The following is a 21,427-nucleotide window of genomic DNA, read 5'->3' as shown; positions in this document are numbered from 1 at the left end:
TGTGAGATCCCATGTAGCGTGATTACAACAAGCGTTGATAAAGCGACAGATACGCCTTGGCCGCAACGTGCCAGCCAAAGTCCAGCCCCATGGCGTAGCGTTGCACATGGCGCCAGTGTTTCTGCCGGCTCCACAGCACCATGGCGCGCCGGATAGCATTCCCCAGCGCTTTGGCGTCACTATCATCAAACACAAACCCACTGGCGGTGCCGTCGGCCAGGTTTTCCAGCGCGCAGTCAACCACCGTATCCGCCAGGCCGCCGGTGCGGCGCACCAACGGCAGCGTGCCGTATTTCAGCCCGTAGAGCTGGGTCAGCCCACAGGGCTCAAAACGGCTTGGCACCATGATCACGTCCGCGCCGCCGATGATGCGATGCGAAAACGCCTCGTGATAACCAATCTGCACCCCCACCTGCTCGGGGTAATCGGCCGCTGCCGCCAGAAAGGCCTGCTGTAGCACCGCATCCCCGGCGCCGAGCAGCACCAACTGCCCCCCCTGATCCAGCAGCGCGGGCAGGGCTTCCAGCACCAGATCCAACCCTTTCTGGCTGGTGAGCCGGCTGACCACAGCGAATACCGGCAGCGATTCGTCCGCCTTCAGCCCCATGGCCCGTTGCAGGTACACCTTGTTTCTGGCCTTTTCTTTCAGATTGTCGGCGTCATAGCGGGCGCTCAGGCGCACGTCATGCGCCGGATCCCAAATTTTTTCATCCACGCCGTTGAGGATGCCGCTCAGCCGCCCCTGCCGATGCCGTTCCTGCAATAACCCTTCCATCCCGTAGCCAAACTCCGGCCGGGTGATCTCGCGGGCATAGGTCGGGCTGACGGCGGTAATATGGTCAGCATAGAACAAACCGGCCTTCAGGTAGGACATTTGGCCGTGGAACTCCAGGCCGTAGACGTTGTAAAACGCCGGCGGCAACCACAGTTCGCTCACGTGGTGGGCGGAGAACAGCCCCTGATAAGCCAGGTTATGCACGGTGAAAATCGCGCGCGCCGGGTAGCCGTTGGCCGCCAGATAGGCGCAGGCCAGGCCCGCATGCCAGTCGTGCGCATGCACCAACTCCGGCCGCCAGTAGCGATCCAGCCCCTTGGCCAGCTCGCAGGCCATCCAGCCCAGCAGCGCGAAGCGCAGGTGGTTATCGGCATAGGCGTACATTGACTGATCGTGATACGGGCTGCCTGGGCGATCGTACAGCCAGGGGGCATCAATCAGGTAAACGCCAACCCCCTGATAAACGCCGTAACGCAGCCCGACGCGGCCGGCAAACGAGTCAATCTCGGCCACCATCGCCGTGTCGGGGATACCTTTGAAGACGTCGGTAAAGCCCGGCAACAGCACCCGGACATCAGCACCCTCGGCAATTTCCGCTGCCGGCAATGCCCCTACAACGTCTGCAAGCCCTCCTGTTTTCAGCAGGGGGAACATCTCAGAGCATACGTGTAATACCTGCATTATCACTCCTGAAATTCGGCTTAATTCCTTTGAGAGAGATATAGGGGAGCAGCGGGCTTTCCCTACAATTTCGACAACATGTCGCGCGTTACCAGCACAATCCCGCCTTCGGAGCGGTAAAAGCGTTTGCTGTCTTCGTCGGCGTTCTCGCCTATCACCATCCCTTCCGGGATCTGGCAGGCCCGATCGATAACGCAGCGCCGCAGGCGGCAAGAGCGGCCCACGTTCACGTCGGGGAGCAATATCGCCGAATCAATATGGCAAAAAGAGTTCACCCGCACGCGCGGGAACAGCACCGAGTGCACCACCACGGAACCCGAAACGATGCAGCCGCCGGAAACCAGCGAGTTCATGGTCATGCCGTGGCTGCCGGAGCGATCCTGCACAAACTTGGCCGGCGGCAGGGGCTCCATATGCGTGCGGATGGGCCAGGCGCGATCGTACATATCCAGCTCCGGGGTCACCGAAGCCAGATCCAGATTGGCACGCCAATAGGCGTCCAGCGTGCCCACGTCCCGCCAGTACGGCGGCAGGTCGGGGTTGCTGGTTACGCAGGACAGCGTGAAAGGGTGCGCCCAGGCGGCCTGCTGGGCGGTGATTTTCGGGATCAGGTCTTTGCCGAAGTCGTGGCTGGACGACAGCACTGACATATCTTCTTCCAGCAGTTGGAACAGATATTCGGCGTCAAAAATGTAAATCCCCATGCTGGCCAGCGCCATATCGGGGTTGTCCGGCATGGCCGGCGGATCGGCCGGTTTTTCCAGAAACGCCATGATGCGCCCTTGGTCATCGACGCTCATCACGCCGAACTCAGACGCTTCGCCGCGCGGCACCGGAATGCAGGCCACGGTACACAGGGCACCTTTTTCCACGTGGTCGATCAGCATGCGCGAATAATCCATTTTATAGATGTGATCGCCGGCCAGGATGACCACATATTCCGCGTTATAGCGGCGGATGATATCCAGGTTCTGATAAACCGCGTCGGCGGTTCCCTTGTACCAATGCTCGGTGCTCAGGCGCTGTTGGGCGGGGAGCAGGTCGACAAACTCGTTCATTTCTTCGTTCAGAAACGACCAGCCGCGTTGAATATGCTGCACCAGAGTATGGGACTGATATTGGGTGATCACGCCGATCCGGCGAATGCCGGAGTTTAGGCAGTTGGATAAGGCAAAATCGATGATGCGGAACTTGCCGCCAAAGTGAACGGCAGGCTTGGCGCGGTTTGAAGTTAAATTTTTCAAACGCGAACCGCGGCCACCGGCCAGGATAAGCGCGACGGATTTAATCGGTAGTTGGCGTGCCAACATCAGGGGGTCGTTATTTTCAAACCTAACCATAGCGGACTCCTTATTATTGCTTTGCCAGCACGCAAAGCGAGTGCGCGGCCTGGCGCCAGGCGGGTAAAGCCGCCCGCGAGTCTTCCTGATTAAAAGGGGCCACAATGCGCCAATCGCCTTCAGGTAACGTCATCTGCACCGCCAGCGCGGTGGCGTTGATCACCACCAACCAGCGTTGCGACAGCCGGATCTGCAGTTGCCTTTCACCGTGTTCCCACTGCTGGGCGCTGAGCGGGTTCCCGCTGGCATCCAGCCAGGCCACGCTGCCGTCGCCCTGCTGCCACCAGCGATCCTCGCGCAAGGCGGGGATTTGGCGGCGCAGGCGGATCAGCGCGGCGGTGTAGGCGGTAAGGGAATCATCGGCAGCGGCCCAATCCAGCCAGGTAATGGCGTTATCCTGGCAGTAGGCATTGTTGTTGCCTTGCTGGCTATGTCCATGCTCATCACCGGCCAGCAACATCGGTGTGCCCTGAGAAAGCAGCAGCGTCGCCAGCATTACCCGCTGGCTGGCTCTGCGCCGTTGTATCACGGCATCATCGGCCACCGGGCCTTCCACACCGTGGTTGTGGCTAAAGTTACGTTCGCTGCCGTCGCGGTTTTCCTCTCCGTTTGGCAGGTTGTGTTTTTGGTTGTAGCTCACGACGTCCTTCAGGGTAAAACCGTCGTGGGCGGTCAGCATGTTGATGCTGGCGTAAGGGGCTCGCCCACGCTGGTTGAACAGATCGCTGGAGGCGGCGAACCGCCGGGCGAACAGGGCAAGGGGCAGATCCCCCCATAGCCAGAAGCGCCGCATATCATCACGAAAATGGTCGTTCCATTCGGCGAAGCGTCCGGGGAACGCCCCCACCTGGTAGCCGCCGGGGCCTATGTCCCACGGCTCGGCGATCAGCTTGCAGCGCGAAAGCGTATCGTCGGCCAGGATGGCCTGCATCAACGGCGCATCGCGGTCAAATGCCGGTGTGCGCCCCAGCACCGTGCCCAAATCGAAGCGAAAGCCGTCAACGTGGCATTCCCGCACCCAAAAATGCAGGCAGTCCAGCACCCAGGCCACGCCGCCCGGCAGATCTAGGCGCACGGTATTGCCGCAGCCGGTATGGTTGACATAGTCCCCTTGCGGCGTCAGCCAGTAGTACGCCGGGTTATCGATGCCGCTGAACGAGAGCATCGGCCCGTCGCGATCCAGCTCGGCGCTGTGGTTGAACACCACGTCCAGGATCACTTCAATACCGGCTTTATGCAGCGCTTTTACCGCATCGCGCAGCTCATGCAGCGGCGTCATGCCGGGGCGCTGGGAGCCGAAGCGGTTGTCCGGCGCGTAGGGCGCCAGCACGTTGTAGCCCCAGTAATTGCTCAGGCCAAGGCGCTGCAGCCGTGGTTCCGTGGTGTGTTGCTGAACCGGCAACAGCTCAAGCGCGGTGATGCCCAGCCTGCGGAAATGGGCGATCATGGCTGGGTGGCCAAGCGCGGCAAACGTGCCGCGCAGTGCCGCGGGGATGGCCGGGTGTTGCTGGGTCAGGCCGCGCACGTGGGCTTCATAAATGACCGTTTCCCCCCATGGGATGGCGGGCGGGCGATCGTCTTCCCAATCATAGGGTTCATCAATCACGATGCATTTGGGCACCAGCGCCGCGCTGTCGTGCGGATCCGGCAGCGCATAGCCGCCGTGCAGGCGAGGATCGTCCGTCACTGGCCCTTCCACCGCGCGCGCCGCCGGGTCCAGCAGTAGCTTCGCCGGGTTAAAACGCAGGCCCTGCGCCAGATCGTACGGCCCATAGACCCGGTAGCCGTAACGCTGGCCGGGTTTGCCGCCCGGTAGGTAGCCATGCCAAACATCGCCGCTGTGCATCGGCAACGGCAGGCGCGTTTCCGTCCCCGCGCTGTCGAACAGGCACAGTTCTACCCGTTCGGCGTGCGCGGAATAGAGCGCAAAATTGATGCCGTTGCCGTCGTAGTGTGCGCCCAGCGGTGCGGCAAAGCCGGATTCCATCGCCATTAGCGCGCCCCCTGCAATAGGTAAACCGTCGCCAGCGGCGGGACAGTCACGCTGATTGAGTGCGCGCGGCCGTGGCTGGCGATCGGCTCTGAGATGACGGCGCCCTGGTTGCCGATATTACCGCCGTGGTAATGGTGCGAATCGGTATTGAGGATTTCCAGGTATTCGCCCGGCAGCGCGATGCCGATGCGGTAGTGATAGCGCGGCACCGGGGTGAAATTGCTGATGACGATCAGCGTATTGCCCTGTGCATCGTAGCGGGCAAAGCTGAACACCGAGTTTTCGTGATCGTCGACCACCAGCCATTCGAATCCATCGGGGAAATAGTCCCGTTCATACAGCGGCGCATGGCGGCGATAGCAGTGGTTGAGATCGCGCACCAGGCGCTGCACGCCGTGGTGCCAGTTATCCGCACCTTCCAGCAGGTGCCAGTCCAGGCTGGCGTCAAAATTCCACTCGCGGCCCTGGGCGAACTCGCCGCCCATAAACAACAGTTTTTTGCCGGGGTGCGCCCACATAAAGCCGTAGTAAGCGCGCAGGTTGGCAAATTTTTGCCAGGCGTCGCCCGGCATGCGATCGAGCAGCGAGCGTTTGCCGTGCACCACTTCATCGTGCGAAAGCGGCAGCACAAAGTTTTCGGTATAGGCATACAGCATGCCGAAAGTGAGCTTACCGTGGTGATATTTGCGGTACACCGGATCGAGCTGCATATAATCCAGCGTGTCGTGCATCCAGCCCAGGTTCCATTTGTAGTGGAAGCCCAGCCCGTTGGCATCCGGCGGCAGCGTCACCCCGGGGTAGTCGGTGGATTCCTCCGCCAGCGTGACCGCTCCCGGCCTGGCCTGGCCGATGGTCTGGTTGGTGTAGCGCAGAAAGGCGATCGCCTCCAGGTTCTCGTTGCCGCCATAGCAGTTTGGCACCCATTCCCCTTCGGCACGGCTGTAATCGCGATAGATCATCGAAGCAACCGCATCCACCCGCAGGGCATCGATGCCAAAGCGTTCCAGCCAGTAAAAGGCATTCCCCGCCAGATAGTTACGCACTTCATGGCGGCCATAGTTGTAAATCAGGGTGTTCCAGTCCTGGTGGAAGCCTTCCCGCGGATCGGCGTATTCATACAGCGCCGTGCCGTCAAAGTTGGCCAGGCCGTAGGCATCGCTGGGAAAGTGCCCCGGCACCCAGTCGAGGATGACGTTAATCCCCGCTGCATGCGCCACGTCGACGAAGGCCTTGAATTCCGCCGGCGAGCCGAAGCGCCGGGTGGGCGCATACATGCCCAACGGCTGGTAGCCCCAACTGCCGTCGAACGGGTGCTCGTTGATCGGCAGCAGTTCGATATGGGTGAAGCCCATTTCCTGCGCGTAAGGGATCAGCTGTTCCGCCAGTTCCTGGTAGCTGAGCCAGAAGTTGTTGTCGCTGTGGCGGCGCCAGGAGCCGAGATGCACCTCGTAAATGGAGATTGGGCGATCGAAGCCATTGGCAAGCTGGCGCTCCGGGGCGTTGTACACCACGTCAGGTAGCGGGGTGATCAGCGAAGCGGTATCCGGCCGCATTTGTGCTTCAAACGCATAAGGATCGGCCTTTAACTGGGTATTGCCATAGCAATCGATGATTTCGTATTTGTACAGTTGCCCGCTTTGCACCCCCGGCAAAAACAGTTCCCAGATGCCGTTCTCCTTGCGCAGCCGCATTGGGTGGCGGCGCCCATCCCAGAAGTTGAACTCGCCAACCACGGAAACGCGCTGGGCGTTGGGGGCCCAGACAGCGAAGCTGACGCCGGGAACATCGTCCAGCGTGGCCAGGTGCGCCCCCAGCCGCTCGTATGGGCGCAAATGCGTGCCTTCGGCCAGCAGCCAGCTGTCGATGTCTTGCAATAAGGGGCCGAATCGATAGGGATCTTCCACGATCTGTTGGTGATCGTGCCAGTTAACCCGTAGTTGATAACGAAAGGCGTTTTTTCGCCGCGGGATGGTAGCGCTGAAAAAACCGCGCGGATCGTCACAATTAAGCTGAACCAGGCGGCGGCCGGTACTGGCTTCCTGCACCCAAACCTCGTTCGCATCAGGCAACAATGCGCACACCTGCAGGCCGCTCTCGGTGGCATGCATGCCCAACAGGGCGAAAGGATCGGCATAATGACCGGAAATGAGTTGATTAATCACGTCACGATCGGGAAGTACTGACATAGTTTCTTCCTTTGCTTAATAGCATGATCTTGAAGAGGGACTAAAACGCACAAGTCATTGCCTGTGCGTTTATCATGCAATTCATTCACTCTCTAAAGCGTGATTGCGGTCGGTTATTGATTAATCTTTACATTTCCGCCCTAAATTGCGCTTTTTGGCTTATTAATAGATCATTTTCACACTGGTTATAATTTGGTCAGTGTGTTTTGTAAGCATAGTCAATGTCTGTAGAAAACAGTGGGGTAAGCACAAGGAATTTTTTTATCGCCGGGAGAAAGCAAAAACACGGTGGGTGTGGGTAAACCCAAACAGTGGGTGGGGCAGCAGGTAATCCGTTGTTTGTATGGCGCTAATAGCGATAGCCGTGAATTATCAGATACGTTGCGCGCCCGGAATTGGCAGCAAATGCGTTTTTACGGCCAGGCATAGCGCGTTGTCACACTATGCCTGCCTGATTGAAACCCCGCCGCAGGCTGACGGCGGCGCCAGAGTTACAGCAGAATACGCAGCATACGGCGCAGCGGTTCGGCCGCACCCCACAGCAACTGATCGCCCACGGTAAACGCAGACAGGTACTGTGGCCCCATATTCAGCTTGCGCAGGCGGCCAACCGGCGTGTTCAGCGTGCCGGTGACTGCCGCTGGCGTCAGTTCGCGCATCGACAGTTCGCGGTCGTTCGGGATCACCCGCACCCAGTCGTTATGGGTCGCCAGCAGTTGCTCGATTTCCGGCAGGGAAACGTCTTTTTTCAACTTCAGGGTGAATGCCTGGCTGTGGCAGCGCAAGGCGCCGACGCGTACGCACAGGCCATCGACCGGGATCACGCTGGTGGTGTTCAAAATCTTGTTGGTTTCCGCCTGGCCTTTCCACTCTTCACGGCTTTGGCCATTATCCAGCTGCTTGTCGATCCACGGGATCAGGCTGCCGGCCAGCGGCACGCCGAAGTTGTCGGTAGGCAGTTTGCCGGAGCGGGTCGCTTCGGTGACTTTGCGTTCAATATCCAAAATGGCAGAGGCCGGATCCTGCAGCTCTTTCGCCACTTCGGCATGCAGCATCCCCATCTGCGTCAGCAGTTCGCGCATGTGGCGCGCGCCGCCGCCAGAGGCGGCCTGGTAAGTGGCGACAGAGGCCCACTCCACCAGATCGTTGGCGAACAGGCCGCCCAGCGACATCAGCATCAGGCTGACGGTACAGTTACCGCCGACGAAGGTCTTGATGCCTTTATCCAGGCCTTGTTGAATCACCGCATGGTTAACCGGATCCAAGATGATAATCGCGTCTTTTTCCATACGCAGAGACGATGCTGCGTCGATCCAATAGCCTTGCCAGCCGCTTTCACGCAGCTTTGGGTAAATTTCGTTGGTATAATCGCCGCCCTGGCAGGTAATAATGATATCCAGCGCACGCAGCGCTTCAATATCATAGGCATCCTGCAGCGTGCCCTGCGGCTGGCCGCCGATGGCCGGCGCGGCAGCACCGTGCTGCGAGGTGGAAAAGAATACCGGGCGGATGGCGTCGAAATCACGCTCCTGGGCCATGCGTTGCATGAGCACGGAGCCAACCATACCGCGCCAACCGATGAGACCAACATTTTTCATATTACTGTCCTGCCTGCAAAGTGACGACTAAATTATCCCTTCACCTTACAAAATGTAGGCACGGGCGCAAAGTGAATTTATTCGATTGCCGGGGAATTCTCAGCAATCTTGCTTATAAGCATCAAGGTGCCGGAAGGAACACTGGCGCCACAATGACAATCTGAGGTAATGCATGACTGAGATGATTTCAGCCACGGTGCTGTTGTTTTTAATTATGGATCCGCTTGGCAACCTGCCCATTTTTATGTCGGTGCTCAAACACCTGGAGCCGCGCCGCCGTCGGGTGGTACTGATCCGCGAACTGTTGATCGCTCTGCTGCTGATGTTGGTGTTCCTGTTCGCCGGCGAGAAGATTTTGGCGTTCCTCAACCTACGCACTGAAACCGTCTCGATCTCCGGCGGCATCATCTTGTTCCTGATTGCCATCAAAATGATTTTTCCTACCAAGGAGGGCAGCAGCACCGGGCTTTCAGCCGGTGAAGAGCCTTTTTTGGTGCCGTTGGCGATCCCGCTGGTGGCCGGGCCTTCTATTTTGGCGGCGTTGATGTTGCTTTCACACCAGTATCCGAACCAATTGCCGCACCTGGTGGCGGCATTGCTGATTGCCTGGGGGATTTCAGCCACCATTCTGCTGCTGTCGAACCTGTTTTTGCGTTTGTTGGGCAGCAAGGGCGTGAGCGCCCTGGAAAGGCTGATGGGGTTGATTCTGGTGATGCTGTCCACCCAAATGTTTCTGGATGGGGTGCGCGCCTACCTCAAGCTGTAGCGGTAGCCAATGTGAAAACAGGCGCGGCATACCGCGCCTTGGCGTGCAGAGTCATGTGATGTTCAGGCGAGGTTGCCGGTACACTCGCCTGTTTGGGGTTAGATCAGCCTTTCCAGCAGCAGGCAGCCGATCAGGCCGCAGACGGAGATAATGGTTTCCAGCGCTGACCAGGATTTGATGGTTTCAACAATGGTCAGGTTGAAATACTCCTTGAACAGCCAGAAGCCCGGATCGTTCACGTGCGAGAAAATCACGCTGCCGGAACCGACCGCAATCACCATCAGCTCCGGACTTACGCCGGTGGTAGCGATCAGCGGGGCGGCAATGCCGCCGGCGGTAATCGCCGCCACGGTCGCCGAGCCCAGCGCAATACGCAACACCGCGGCAATCGACCAGGCCATCAGCAGCGGCGATACATTGCTGCCGTGCATCATGCCGGCAATGTATTGCTCCACGCCGCTATCGACCAGCACCTGTTTGAAGGCGCCGCCACCGCCGATGATCAACAGCATCATGGCAATGATTTTTATCGAATCGGTAATGGTGCCCATCACTTCATCCATGGTGCGGCCACGGTTCAGGCCAAAGGTAAAGATGGCAATCAGCACCGAGATCAACGTTGCCATCACCGGATCGCCAAAAAACTCGGCGTAAGGCAGCACCGCATGGCCCTTCGGCAACACCATCTCCGCGATGGCGCGCATTGCCATCAGGATGACCGGCACCAGCGCGGTTGCCACGCTGACGCCAAAGCTCGGCATCTCTTCTTCGGTGAAGGTTTTCGGGTTATACAGACCTTCCGGTACCGGTTTATCAATTCCTTTCAGGAAACGGGCATAAACCGGCCCGGCCAGAATAACGGTGGGGATCGCCAATATGGTGCCGTACAACAGGGTTAGCCCCATGTCCGCGTGGAAGATGGTGGCGATGGCCGTTGGCCCTGGGTGCGGCGGCAGAAAGCCGTGGGTCACGGACAGGGCGGCGGCCATCGGCACCCCAACATACAGCAGCGGGATACGGGCGGAAGCGGCAATGGTAAACACCAGCGGTAGCAGCAGCACAAAACCCACTTCATAGAACAGCGCAAAGCCGACGGTGAAACCGGTCAGCACCACTGCCCACTGAATATTTTTTTTGCCGAACTTATCGATCAACGTGGTGGCGATGCGTTGCGCGCCGCCGCAGTCCGCCAACAGCTTGCCGAGCATGGCGCCGAAGCCCATGATCAATGCCAGGCTCCCAAGCGTGCCGCCAACGCCGGCCTTAATGGAGGCAATGACTTTGTCTACCGGCATGCCTTGCATGATACCAACCGCCAGGGCAACCAGTACCAAAGAGATAAAGCCGTTCAGCTTAAAGCGGATCATCAGCAGTAACAGTAGCGCTACGCCGACGGCAACAATCACTAATGGCATAATTTTTCTCCAATTTTTACTGCTTAGCCTGTTTGCGATACTGTGGCGAACAGGGTGTTTGCTCTATATTGGCGCCCTCATCTGATGCCAAGAGAGCATGAGGGCGATGGGGTACAAAATTCTTATCTCGGGTGATCTATCCTTTGTGACAATAATCACATCTCCATTTGTTACCGGTATCATGATACCGGTAACATGATAATATTCGGAACCAGGTTACCCAGCAAAATTCGCATTCTGAGATAGAGATCAAAATTATGGCAGGAAAAAGCATCATCCTGATGGGCGTCTCCAGCAGCGGCAAATCCACGATTGGCGCGGCGTTGGCGCAGGAAATCCATGCAAAATTCATCGACGGCGACGATCTGCATCCGCGCGCCAATATCCAGAAAATGGCGAGCGGCCAACCGCTCAACGATGACGATCGGGCGCCGTGGCTGGAACGGTTGAATGATGCGGCCTATAGCCTGGTTCATAAAAACGAAACCGGGATTATTGTCTGCTCCGCGTTGAAACGCCGCTACCGCGACCGCCTGCGCAAAGATAACGACAATATGGTGTTTATTTACCTGAAAGGCAGCTTCGATGTGATACTCAGCCGCATGAAGGCGCGCGCCGGGCACTTTATGCCGCCTGAGTTGCTGAAAAGCCAGTTTGACGCGCTGGAAGCCCCCGGCCCGGATGAAAAAGACGTGATCTGCATCGATATTGATACCGACGTCGCCAGCGTAGTGCAACGCTGCGTTACGGCGTTAAAGGCGAAATCATTCGATTAGATACTGCCGCCGGGGCTGATGGTAAAGCCGACATCCACCATTTTCGGCACGACCATTTCCCCGCGCAGGCGGGCCAGCAAGCGCTCTGCGCCGATCTGCCCCATACGTTCACGCGGCGTCAGCACGCTGGCCAGCTTTGGCGTCATCACCTGCCCGATATCGTGGCCGTGAAAACCGGCAATCGCCATGTCCTGCGGGATCGCCAACCCTTGCCGCTGGCATTCGAACGCCGCGCCGATCGCCAGGTCATCATTGGTACAAAAAATGCTGTCGATCTGCGGGTAATCACGCTGCGCCTGGCGCAACAGCTCGCCCCCGCCTGAATAGGAAGAAGAGCGCTTAGTCATCACGCTGTAAGGTTCCAGCCCAGATTCGCGCATGGCCTGCTCATAGCCTTGCTGTTTAATGATGGTGCGCTCATCCTGCCGCGCCCCCAGATACACCACGTGCCGGTAGCCCCGGGTGATGATCTGCTGGGTCATCTGGCGTGCGGCTTCAAAGTTGTTGAAGCCCACCGCCAGATCGATACAAGGCGAGACGCAGTCCATCAGTTCCACCACCGGGATGCCGGCGATCTCAATCATTTTGCGGGTGCGCGGCGTATGGTGGCGTTCAGAGAGGATCAGGCCGTCAATGTTATAAGACAATAACGACGTCAGGCGTTCTTCTTCACGCTCCGGCAGATAGCCATAGTGCGCCAGCATGGTCTGGTAATTGTGTGCGTCGGTCACGCTCTCAATACCGCGCAACACCTCGGCGAACACCTGGTTGGTCAGTGAGGGCAACAGCACGCCGATAGCGCGGCTGGTGGCATTGGAAAGAATATCCGGCGCGCGGTTGGGAATATAGCCCAGCTCATCGAGTGCAACGGCGATTTTTTGCCGCAAAGAAGCAGAAACCTGGTCGGGATTGCGCAAATAACGGCTTACCGTCATCTTGGTGATGCCAACCCGATCTGCAACATCTTGAAGTACCGGCCGTTTTTTCTTCATTATTGATGAACTGGCAATCCGTGAATGGGCCGCCATTTTAGCAAAAAAAATGGCGGCCCGGTATTATTGTCTCAAGGCCGGCCCCAGGACGGAGCCGATATAGTGTGACATCACACCGGTGGCAGATCGAACAGCAATATTTCGCTGTCTTGTGCGGCCTGGATGGACAATGCCGTTTCATCCCACACGGCGAATGCATCGCTGGCGCCTGCCGGGTGACCGTTAACCGTTACGCTGCCGCGCACCACCTGGATCCAGATGCGCCGCCCGGCTGGGATCGGGTATGCCGACTGTTCACCGTTCTTCAGCGCCCAACGCCACAGCGTCATATCCTGAAAGACCTGCAGCGAACCGTCGCGCGCATCTGGCGATAGCACCAGTTGGCGCCCCTGCGGCGCATCGAACATGCGTTGTTCATAGCGCGGCGGCAGGCCGATCTGCGCCGGGATAATCCAGATCTGGTACAGGTGCAACGGGCGATCGCTGTTGGCATTGTACTCAGAGTGGCGCACTCCGGTGCCGGCGCTCATGATCTGGAACTCACCGGCGTTAATCTGCTCCTTGTTACCCATGCTGTCCTGGTGCTCAACCGTGCCGCTTAGCACGTAGGTCAGAATTTCCATATCCTTGTGCGGATGGGTGCCAAAGCCTTGCCCACCGTCGATCACGTCTTCATTAATCACCCGCAGTGCGGAGAACCCCATGAAGTCGGGATCATAGTAGTTCGCAAACGAGAAGGTATGCCAGCTATCCAGCCAACCGTGATTGGCATGGCCGCGATCTTGTGCCTTACGTAAATAAATCATGTTCAACTCTCCTCAATGTTTTATTCAGTCTATGCCTGGCTAAAAAAGAAGAAAGCGTAAAAAACTCATCTCTCTGTTCAAGAAATTCGATGGAATAACATCACCAGAAACAGGGATTAACGAGAGGGGGAAACGCCAACGCAAGGCAAAAAAAAAGCCAGCACCCGAGCTGGCTAAGTAAACACTGGAAGCAATGTGAGCAATGTCGTGCCTTCAAGTGATGGCAGCAAAATTTGATGACCATCCCGAGAACGCATGGCAATAATAATCATTATCATTCGCAGCTGTAAAGCGTTTTTTTGCCTAATGCGAAATAATCTCGTTTAGTGGGAATGCGCTGATAATTCCAGCGGTTATTCCTTGTATCGCGCAAGCCGCCGCCTGAGCCGCAGCAAATAACGTCGGCTAAGCAAACGGCCCCATTGCGGGGCCGTTGCGGACGGGTTATTTCAAAAGGCTGACGATCAGCTGTTCACGGCGGTTATAAAACTTGCGATAGGCGAGGTAGCTGGCAATGATGGTCGACAGGCTGGCAGTGGCCAGCAACATAAATGTCACCATAATCTGATACTTAATCGCTTTCACCGGATCGATACCGGCAAATATCAGGCCGGACATCATCCCTGGCAAGCTAACCAACCCAACGGTTTTCGCCGCATCCACGGTGGGGATCAACGAGGCGCGAATGCTGTCGCGGATTAAGGCGGCGGAGGCAAACTTCGGCGAAGCCCCCAGACTGAGCATTTCCTGAATTTTCTGCTGTTCGTCTTTAAAGCGCTGCCCCAGGTTGTTGTAGCACAGGCCAACGGCGACCATCGCGTTGCCTGCGATCATGCCGGAGATCGGGATCACCTGCATAGGGGTGAATACGATTGAGCGGGTCAGCACCAGCACGGCCAGCGTCAGCACCGCCCCGGTGGTAATCGCCACCAGGGAGATGAAAAAGGCGCGGTCGATATATTTGCTACGCTTTTGCGCGTTATAAGCGGCGTTGAAGCAGATGAACAGCACCATCAGCACGGTCAACAGGCTATTGTTCAGATCGAAGATGTATTTCAGCACATAGCCGACAATCACCAACTGCACGACCGCCCGGCAAATGCTCCAGATGATGTCTTTTTCCAGCCCCAGCTTTTCTTTGTGGCTAATCAGAATGGCGATAAGCACCAGGAGCATCGACAGGCCCAGTGATTCATTGGTGATGTTATGTTGGTTCATTATTTTTCTCCTCCTGCTTTTCCCGTGCGTTGGCGCTCAGTCTGATCACGTCGTCCGCGTGGCCGATCTCGTTGGTATCGTGTGTTACCCACAGCACCGCCATTTGCTGTTGTTTGACGTATTGTTGAATCAGCGTGTTCACTCTGGCCTTGTTTTCTTCATCCAGCGCACTGGTGATTTCGTCCAGCAGCAGGACCTTGGGCAAAAATTGCAGATTACGGATCAGGGAAACCCGCTGTTTCTCGCCGCCAGAAAGCTCATTAATGCTTTTTTTCAACATGTCGGGCGCTAATGAAAAGCGCTGCAGATCCTGCACCAGCTTGTGTTCATCCGGCTTTACCTTACGGATTTGATAGGGCAACGCCAGGTTGTCATAAACGGTGTCGCCAAACAGCGCCGGCGTTTGGAAACAATAAGAAACTTGTTTGCGATATTCCTCTGGCGGGATGTCATCAATATTTTTACCCGCAAAGAGAATTCGCCCGTGCGTAGGGCTGAGCAAAGAAGAGATTATTTTCAGCAGGGTGCTTTTCCCGCACCCGGAAGGACCGGTGATCAGCTTAAATTCACCGGGCTGCAGGCTGAAAGAAACAGAATCAAGAATAACCGTGCCATCTATTTGATAATGAATATCATCCAACTCCAATATACTACTGCTTTCCTTCATTATGACTCCGGTTGTTTTCTTGAATTTACTGGCGGGTTACCGCCACGGCGCCAGCCGCCTGGTAATAATCACCAGGGAGGTGGGCATATAAGGCGCTTGTTAGCTAGAGGGCCGCGAAATAACCGCCAGCGGAACGCCGCATAGTATAGGGCTTGCAGAAACGGGCAGGCAACGCTCGTATTATTTTCGCAGCGGCACATCGTGGTTTTGGGCTGGATTTTGTTCCCCTACGACCAGCCAGACGGCAATGCCGATCGCCGCCACGCCGGCGACAAAACCGGCCGAAAGGCGTTCATCCAGAAAAAAGTAGCCCCATAAAATCCCAAACGGCGGAATTAAAAACGTCACCGTCAGCGCACGCAGCGCGCCAATATCCGCGATCAGGCGGAAATACAGCACATAGGCGAAAGCCGTGCAGATAACGCCGACGGCCAGCACGCAGAGCCAGACATCGGGCCGCTGCCAGTTGATTGGCGGCCCGGTGAAAATGGAATAGACAAAAAAGGGCAGCAGGAACAACAGCGCCCCAAGCTGGCTACCGGTGGCGACCAGTGTGGCTTCCAGCCCGCCGCGTTCGGCGATCCAGCGGCGGGTCAAAAAACCGGCAACGGCATAACAACCGGTCGCCACCAGGCAGGCAAGGCTCCCTAGCAGGGCTGTATGTAAAGAAACCATCGCATCGGTTGCCGTGATCAGAGCGATGCCAGCCAGCCCAAGCACCACCCCGCTCATTTTTTTAACGGTTAAGGTTTCATGGAAAAATAGGCTGCCCAACACCACGCCCATTAACGGCGTGGTGGCATTCAATATAGCCGAATAACCGGCGGGTAACAGTTTTGCCGCCAGGCAATACATCAGGAAAGGCACGCCGGAGTTAATCACCCCCAATAGTAACGACACGCCGAACTTCCCTGAAAAATTAACTTTGACCTTGATGAAAAATACTATCGCCAGCAGGCCGGAAAAGCCAAATAATACGCGGAAAAAGGCGGTGTTCATTGCCCCCCACGCCGGCGCGGCAATGCGCATGAAAAGAAAACTGGCGCCCCATAGGGCGGCTAACAGAATTAACCGGCCGTAATCTGCACATCTCATATATGCTCCTGGTTTATCTATCGTGCGTGATTGTTTTACGCCACCATTCCAGCATCGGGGCAGGGGGTATCTCAAACGGCTTTTTTTGAGGTAAGTTAGTTTTTCTTAACCCAACCAGAGGTTTTTATGAAGCTCCCACCTTTGCATGCGTTGATGTGCTTTGAGGCCGCCGGGCGTTTAATGAGTATGAAAAAGGCCGCCGAGGAGCTACACGTCACGCCGGCGGCCGTGAGCCAGCAGATCGCTAAACTTGAGGCGCGGGTGCAGGCACGGCTGTTTATTCGCAGCCACCGCCAGTTGGCGCTCACCCGCGAAGGGCAGATCTATCTACAGGCGATCAGGCCAGCGTTTACCCTGATCGACGCAGCGACCGAACGGCTGTGCAGTGAAAGCCAGCAGCGGAGCATTACCGTCAGTTGCACCAGCGGGTTTGCCATGCAATGGTTGCTGCCGCGGCTGCCCCGCTTTGAGAAAATCTGCCCCGGCATCGACATCCAGCTTAATACCACCAACAGAAAGGTGGATCTGCTGGCGGAAGGCGTCGATTTTGCTATCAGGCACGGGCTTGGCCACTATCCGGGGCTGGAAGTGGAAAAGCTGGTCAGCGATGATCTGTGCCCGGTATGCAGCCCGGCGCTTTTGGCAAAGCACGGCGCCTTGGACGCCCCGGCGGCGGTGCTCAGTTTTACGTTGCTGCATGATGAACACAAGCAGGATTGGGCCTTGTGGCTGCAATCGGCAGGGGTTGAGACGGTGCCCCACTTGCCAGGCCCGGTGTTCGTCGATTCCAACGGGGCGATTGACGCCGCGCTGGCAGGCAAAGGCATTGCGCTGATCCGCACCGCGTTGGTCCGCCAGGAGCTGGCGGCAGGGCGGTTGATCAACCCGTTACGCCTGCCGTTGGCGTCAATCACGGCCTATTACCTGGTTTACGACGCATCCGCCCTTTTGCAACGTGCCAATCAGCGTTTTCGCCGTTGGCTGGCGGCTGAAGCGGCGGCAGAGGGCAACATTTGGGCAAAGTAAAGAGCAATAGCGGCAGGATGGGAAATGGCGAGGATGGACAATAATCGGTTGAGCGATTTTAAGCAGGCACCCGCATATCTAAGAAAAAAGATTCTTATTATAAAGAGCAAGCAGCGGCTTACAGAAACCATTATGGGCTACAAATCAATCACCTTACCTCGCGGTTGATGAATGATCTTCTTGATACTCACGATCAGTTCGGCTGGCCTGAGCAACAACGAACTGATCCGGACATTAATAATCCGGCAGCCATCAAAGCGTGATGGCTCATCGATCGTGATGTCGGAGGCGATGATCGCCAAATCCGCCAGATTGACGTCTGTCACGGTGACCTTGTTTTTTATTCCCAACACCCCCTGGGTTTCGATCTTGATCGCCAGATTATTGTCTTTCGCCAATCTTTCCAACTGTTCAGCGGCCATATAGGTGTGAGCAACCCCCGTCGCACATGCCGTGACGGCAACAATGCTTAACCTTTTATCACCGCCGGCGTGAAGTGCCTCTTCTTTGATTATCTGCGTCATAATAAACTTATACCTTTGTTTCTTCGCCTGTATTCAAGAGGAGTACAATCATTAATCTCCCGGAAAACTTTGCAAAAATAATTCGTATCCGTGAAACCACAGCGTTCAGAAACTTCATTAATCTTCAGCGCGGTGTTCGTCAGCAGCACCCGTGAACGCGATATCCGGGTTGATTTCAGATATTCATTAAACTTAACGTCTGAGTCTTTTGAAAATAAACGGGAAAGATATCCTGGTGATATATTAAATACATCCGCAACATTCTCCCGGTTGATCTCATGATGATAATTGTTGTCAATAAACCGTTTAATTTCGTCGATAAGCGAAATCGGCTCCTTGCGCTCTTTCATGCCTTCGGCCAACTGATAGGAAATATCACTGATTAAGGCATAAATAATGTGCGCAAAAGTTTCACTGGTTTTGTCTTGTGCCCACGCCATCGATTCAGCCAGCTCAAGTAACCTGTCCCGCACGGTGCTGCTGGTGTTCTGCAGGTTAAATTTCTCGACTTCTTTAAACTGAGCGCCATCCCAATTGATAATGCTGAACCCGATATCCTGTTTCCAAAATACGACGGACAGTGAAATGACAGGCGCAGACCATTGCGGAAAATTCCAGCCGTTTGCCGGTATATAGGTAATCGAACCCACGGGACGATCGTACTTAACGATCTTATCCTCACCTTTTGGCAGCAGCATGTTCAATATGCCTTTAACCGTCAGTTCAATTCTGGGGACGTGCAGGCGATAGGCCATGGTCGGCGCCTGAGCGCTGCCGTTGGCCACCAATACGGAATCCGCACCAGAACAAAGATTGCTAAACTCACTCAAAATCGACTGTATGAATACACTCATAAAACGCCTGCAGCCTGATCATGGAAGGACAGGGCGCAACAGCGCTGGATAGCTCGCCCACTATCGGCGGCCAGGTTTCCTGCCCGCGACTTCAGAGATACTGGCTTAGCAATGCTTCGAGATTGTTTTGATCAATCGCGAACAGACGGATCCCTTCAGACAGTTTATCCACGGCCATCGCATCCTGGTTATGAGACCAATAAAACTCAGGTTCGCTCATTACCTGTGGTTTGGTCTGTACCGTACCATCATAGCTGAGCCGAGGGGGGAGATCGCCATCGGTATTTTTCAATTTATCAAGCAGCTGTGGTGCAACAGTCAGGCGATCGCAACCGTTCAGAGCAAGCACCTGTTCGGGGCTACGGAAACTGGCCCCCATCACAATGGTTTGGTAACCATGCATCTTGTAAAAGTGGTAAATCTTCCTGACCGATTCCACGCCGGGATCATGCTCAACGGTGTAAACGGCGCCCGGGTTTTTGGCTTTATACCAATCGGAAATACGGCCGACGAAGGGGGAAATCAGAAATACGCCGGCATCCGCGCATGCCCGCGCCTGCGCAAAGGAAAACAACAGCGTCAGATTACATTTGATGCCTTCTTGTTCAAGCGTTTCTGCCGCCCGGATGCCTTGCCAGGTTGCAGCCAGTTTAATCAGAACGTGTTCTTTGCCCACCCCCTTTTCCTCATAGCGGGCAATCAGCTCGCGCGCCTTGGCGATACTGGCTGCGGTATCAAACGACAGGCGGGCATCCACCTCCGTTGAAATACGCCCCGGGATGCTTTGCAGGATCAGCGTGCCGATACTCACCGCAAGGTAATCCGCAATATCACTGAGCAGTTTATCTTCATTCTTTTGCCGTGATTTAACGGAAACCACGGCATCACGAACCAATTTTTGGTATTGCGGAAGCTGCGCCGCCTTATAAATAAGCGAGGGGTTGGTGGTAGCATCCTGCGGTTGATACGCAATAATACTGTCAATATCACCGCTGTCAGCGACAATAATTGTCCGCTGCTTTAATTTCTCTAGCTGATTCATTATAGAAACCTGTTCGTCGTCGGTCATTATTAAAAGAACAAGGAGGGGCCCACCCCTTGTTGTTAATACATCAATTTACGCCGAGATTTTCGGCAATTTTCTGCATAATCTTATCGCCATGCCGGACGGCGGTATTAGCGCCGACACGAACTATTTTTTTACCGGAAAATCTGCCTTCATTTTTAATGGTGACATCGTTCGTTAATATGACTATATCAGCCCTATTAATATCGGAAAGCGTTAGCTCATTTTCAATACCCGTGGCGCCTTGCGTCTCTACTTTAATTTCCCAACCTTTTTTCTGGGCGGCAATAAGTAAAGATTCCGCGGCCATGTAGGTATGTGCGACACCCGTCGGGCAGGCAGTCACTGCAACCAGAATAGTCATCATGTTTACCTTTTTGCTTGTTACTGTGCTGCGGCAACGCGGGCGGTCAGGCCTGGCATATTAAAGCATTCGGCTTCGTTCTGAATCATGTCCTTAATTTTATTCACCACATAACGTTCTGGCTCAATGCCGAATGATTTCAGATTAGCAAACATTTTTTGCATTTCACGCACGACGTTGGGCTTCTCATAATTATAGTGGCCGCTAAGCTCCAGAATTTCTTTCAGCAAATCCGGCTCGCTGAAAATTTGCTCCTCGGTTTTATTTTTATGTTCATCCGTCATCCATTTCTCCCATTTGTGGCTTAGCACGCATTCACGGGTTAAGACACTTTTCAATTCGGAGGCGGATGGAATAAACCCTTTCGCGGCAAGATCCTGCTCAACCGTGGCAAGTTTGAGGTAAGCGCGTGTTTCGATCGTGCCGTAAGCGGGGGCAACGTTCATCGCGGTGATCCCCAGGCCCGGGTGCTTGAGCAGAATGTCATCGGGCAGATAATCGCCGTTATGCTCTTTCAGCCCAACGCCATAGCGCGTGCTGATCGCGGAGAGCGCGGCGGATTGTTTATCGTTGAAATGGCCGACGTTTTTGGTCAGACGGGTTAATGTCCCCGTTTGCCCGACGATAAACAACGGCTGCGGCAGGCCTTCAGCGGTGAGGCGTTTATTAAGCTCAACGATAAAATCTTCATAGGCGCTGATATCGGTCAGGCCGCCGTTGGTTTCTTCCGTTCCCACTTCATAGAAGAATTCTTTAAGGTTATTTTCCTCACGATATTCTTCACAGAAGCGAATCAACTCTACCGTCCGGCTCAGCACCAACTCGATATCAATCACTTTGCCGACGACATACGGGTCTTTGGTCGGATCGATATGCAGCAGATCGAAACCGGCATCCATATCTATTTTGTAAGAACGGCGCGCCAGTGCCATCGCTTCGGCTTCCGGGATATGGTCTTTACGTTCCTTATCGCGCTGCCACGGGCCACCGTGGTCGCGGCACAGGAAATAGTCACCGTCAAAGCCCACTTTCTCCGCCATGGTTTTTAAATCTGCCGCAAAGCGGAATTGATCCCAGTTATTCACATAGCCGGCGCCGAATTCATCTGCGTCGACCTGATTGCGGCTGGCGATAAACATCAGCGGCAAATCTTTTTCTTTGCCGAGCTCAAAGCAGGCTTGAATCAGCGCCGGCGACATCGGGCCAATACCCAGCATCGTAGACTTACCGCCTTTAACGATATAATCGACATATTGTTTCAACGTATTTTTCATGATAACTCCTG

At 55.6% G+C, this 21,427-nt stretch carries 19 protein-coding genes; 3 read left to right on the top strand and 16 right to left on the bottom strand.

Features of this window, described 5'->3' with window-relative positions; all coding sequences use genetic code 11:
- Window positions 1–22: 22 nt before the first annotated feature.
- The 5 genes from glgA to asd form a co-directional block, all read right to left on the bottom strand.
- Entirely contained in the window at window positions 23–1,456 is a 1,434-nt protein-coding gene (gene glgA, locus AC559G_RS00595) for a glycogen synthase GlgA (protein WP_095846695.1), read from the bottom strand.
- A gap of 62 nt (window positions 1,457–1,518) precedes the next feature.
- Complete coding sequence (glgC, locus tag AC559G_RS00590) at window positions 1,519–2,796, bottom strand: glucose-1-phosphate adenylyltransferase (protein ID WP_095846696.1); 1,278 nt, start codon at window positions 2,794–2,796, stop codon at window positions 1,519–1,521.
- Window positions 2,797–2,809: 13 nt separating this feature from the next.
- The gene (gene glgX / locus AC559G_RS00585) at window positions 2,810–4,789 is read right to left on the bottom strand and encodes a glycogen-debranching protein (protein ID WP_498910481.1); all 1,980 of its coding nucleotides are present in this window, start codon (window positions 4,787–4,789) and stop codon (window positions 2,810–2,812) included.
- Window positions 4,789–6,975, bottom strand: a complete 2,187-nt coding sequence (gene glgB / locus AC559G_RS00580; RefSeq protein ID WP_498910479.1) for a 1,4-alpha-glucan-branching protein — start codon at window positions 6,973–6,975, stop codon at window positions 4,789–4,791. Before glgB ends, glgX begins: the two co-directional genes overlap by 1 nt.
- Window positions 6,976–7,466: 491 nt before the next feature.
- A complete protein-coding gene (gene asd, locus AC559G_RS00575; protein ID WP_279028148.1) occupies window positions 7,467–8,573 on the bottom strand; it encodes an aspartate-semialdehyde dehydrogenase in 1,107 nt (368 codons plus the stop codon).
- Between the two features lie 172 nt (window positions 8,574–8,745).
- Between asd and AC559G_RS00570 the strand changes: the two genes are divergently transcribed.
- Entirely contained in the window at window positions 8,746–9,339 is a 594-nt protein-coding gene (locus tag AC559G_RS00570; protein ID WP_165907083.1) for a YhgN family NAAT transporter, read from the top strand.
- A gap of 98 nt (window positions 9,340–9,437) precedes the next feature.
- Here AC559G_RS00570 and gntT read toward each other — a convergent pair whose 3' ends face one another.
- The gene (gene gntT, locus AC559G_RS00565; protein WP_498910476.1) at window positions 9,438–10,754 is read right to left on the bottom strand and encodes a gluconate transporter; all 1,317 of its coding nucleotides are present in this window, start codon (window positions 10,752–10,754) and stop codon (window positions 9,438–9,440) included.
- A 257-nt stretch (window positions 10,755–11,011) separates the two neighbouring features.
- On the opposite strand from gntT, the gene AC559G_RS00560 reads away from it, so the two are divergent.
- On the top strand, window positions 11,012–11,530 hold the full coding sequence (locus AC559G_RS00560; protein ID WP_462614725.1) for a gluconokinase: 519 nt from the start codon (window positions 11,012–11,014) through the stop codon (window positions 11,528–11,530).
- Here the strand turns inward: AC559G_RS00560 and gntR are convergent.
- From gntR to AC559G_RS00535, 5 genes are all read right to left on the bottom strand, one after another.
- Entirely contained in the window at window positions 11,527–12,522 is a 996-nt protein-coding gene (gntR, locus tag AC559G_RS00555) for a gluconate operon transcriptional repressor GntR (RefSeq protein WP_279028749.1), read from the bottom strand. The two genes, AC559G_RS00560 and gntR, sit on opposite strands and share 4 nt — an antisense overlap.
- 110 nt (window positions 12,523–12,632) lie before the next feature.
- Complete coding sequence (locus tag AC559G_RS00550; protein WP_498910474.1) at window positions 12,633–13,328, bottom strand: pirin family protein; 696 nt, start codon at window positions 13,326–13,328, stop codon at window positions 12,633–12,635.
- 444 nt (window positions 13,329–13,772) lie between these two features.
- Window positions 13,773–14,546 (bottom strand): iron efflux ABC transporter permease subunit FetB, encoded by a 774-nt coding sequence (gene fetB, locus AC559G_RS00545; RefSeq protein ID WP_279028745.1) that lies wholly within the window; start codon window positions 14,544–14,546, stop codon window positions 13,773–13,775.
- The gene (fetA, locus tag AC559G_RS00540) at window positions 14,533–15,213 is read right to left on the bottom strand and encodes an iron ABC transporter ATP-binding protein FetA (RefSeq protein ID WP_498910471.1); all 681 of its coding nucleotides are present in this window, start codon (window positions 15,211–15,213) and stop codon (window positions 14,533–14,535) included. The genes fetB and fetA overlap by 14 nt, the downstream gene beginning before the upstream one ends.
- Before the next feature lie 180 nt (window positions 15,214–15,393).
- Window positions 15,394–16,308, bottom strand: coding sequence for a DMT family transporter (locus tag AC559G_RS00535; RefSeq protein WP_498910469.1), 915 nt, complete (start codon window positions 16,306–16,308; stop codon window positions 15,394–15,396).
- A 126-nt stretch (window positions 16,309–16,434) separates the two neighbouring features.
- Between AC559G_RS00535 and gcvA the strand changes: the two genes are divergently transcribed.
- Entirely contained in the window at window positions 16,435–17,334 is a 900-nt protein-coding gene (gene gcvA, locus AC559G_RS00530) for a LysR family transcriptional regulator (protein WP_498910467.1), read from the top strand.
- 137 nt (window positions 17,335–17,471) lie between these two features.
- Here gcvA and AC559G_RS00525 read toward each other — a convergent pair whose 3' ends face one another.
- From AC559G_RS00525 to AC559G_RS00505, 5 genes are all read right to left on the bottom strand, one after another.
- On the bottom strand, window positions 17,472–17,858 hold the full coding sequence (locus AC559G_RS00525) for a PTS fructose transporter subunit IIB (RefSeq protein WP_498910465.1): 387 nt from the start codon (window positions 17,856–17,858) through the stop codon (window positions 17,472–17,474).
- Window positions 17,855–18,712, bottom strand: coding sequence for a helix-turn-helix transcriptional regulator (locus tag AC559G_RS00520; RefSeq protein ID WP_498910463.1), 858 nt, complete (start codon window positions 18,710–18,712; stop codon window positions 17,855–17,857). Before AC559G_RS00520 ends, AC559G_RS00525 begins: the two co-directional genes overlap by 4 nt.
- Before the next feature lie 91 nt (window positions 18,713–18,803).
- On the bottom strand, window positions 18,804–19,754 hold the full coding sequence (gene tal, locus AC559G_RS00515) for a transaldolase (RefSeq protein WP_498910460.1): 951 nt from the start codon (window positions 19,752–19,754) through the stop codon (window positions 18,804–18,806).
- A 70-nt stretch (window positions 19,755–19,824) separates the two neighbouring features.
- On the bottom strand, window positions 19,825–20,142 hold the full coding sequence (locus tag AC559G_RS00510) for a PTS fructose-like transporter subunit IIB (RefSeq protein ID WP_498910542.1): 318 nt from the start codon (window positions 20,140–20,142) through the stop codon (window positions 19,825–19,827).
- A gap of 20 nt (window positions 20,143–20,162) precedes the next feature.
- The gene (locus tag AC559G_RS00505; protein WP_498910458.1) at window positions 20,163–21,416 is read right to left on the bottom strand and encodes a class II D-tagatose-bisphosphate aldolase non-catalytic subunit; all 1,254 of its coding nucleotides are present in this window, start codon (window positions 21,414–21,416) and stop codon (window positions 20,163–20,165) included.
- Window positions 21,417–21,427: the final 11 nt, after the last annotated feature.

It is taken from the genome of Gibbsiella greigii (genome assembly GCF_039540155.1).
Classification (GTDB): domain Bacteria; phylum Pseudomonadota; class Gammaproteobacteria; order Enterobacterales; family Enterobacteriaceae; genus Gibbsiella; species Gibbsiella quercinecans.
Note: the sequence above shows the minus strand (reverse complement) of the source record. Positions and strands in the feature narration are given on the sequence as shown.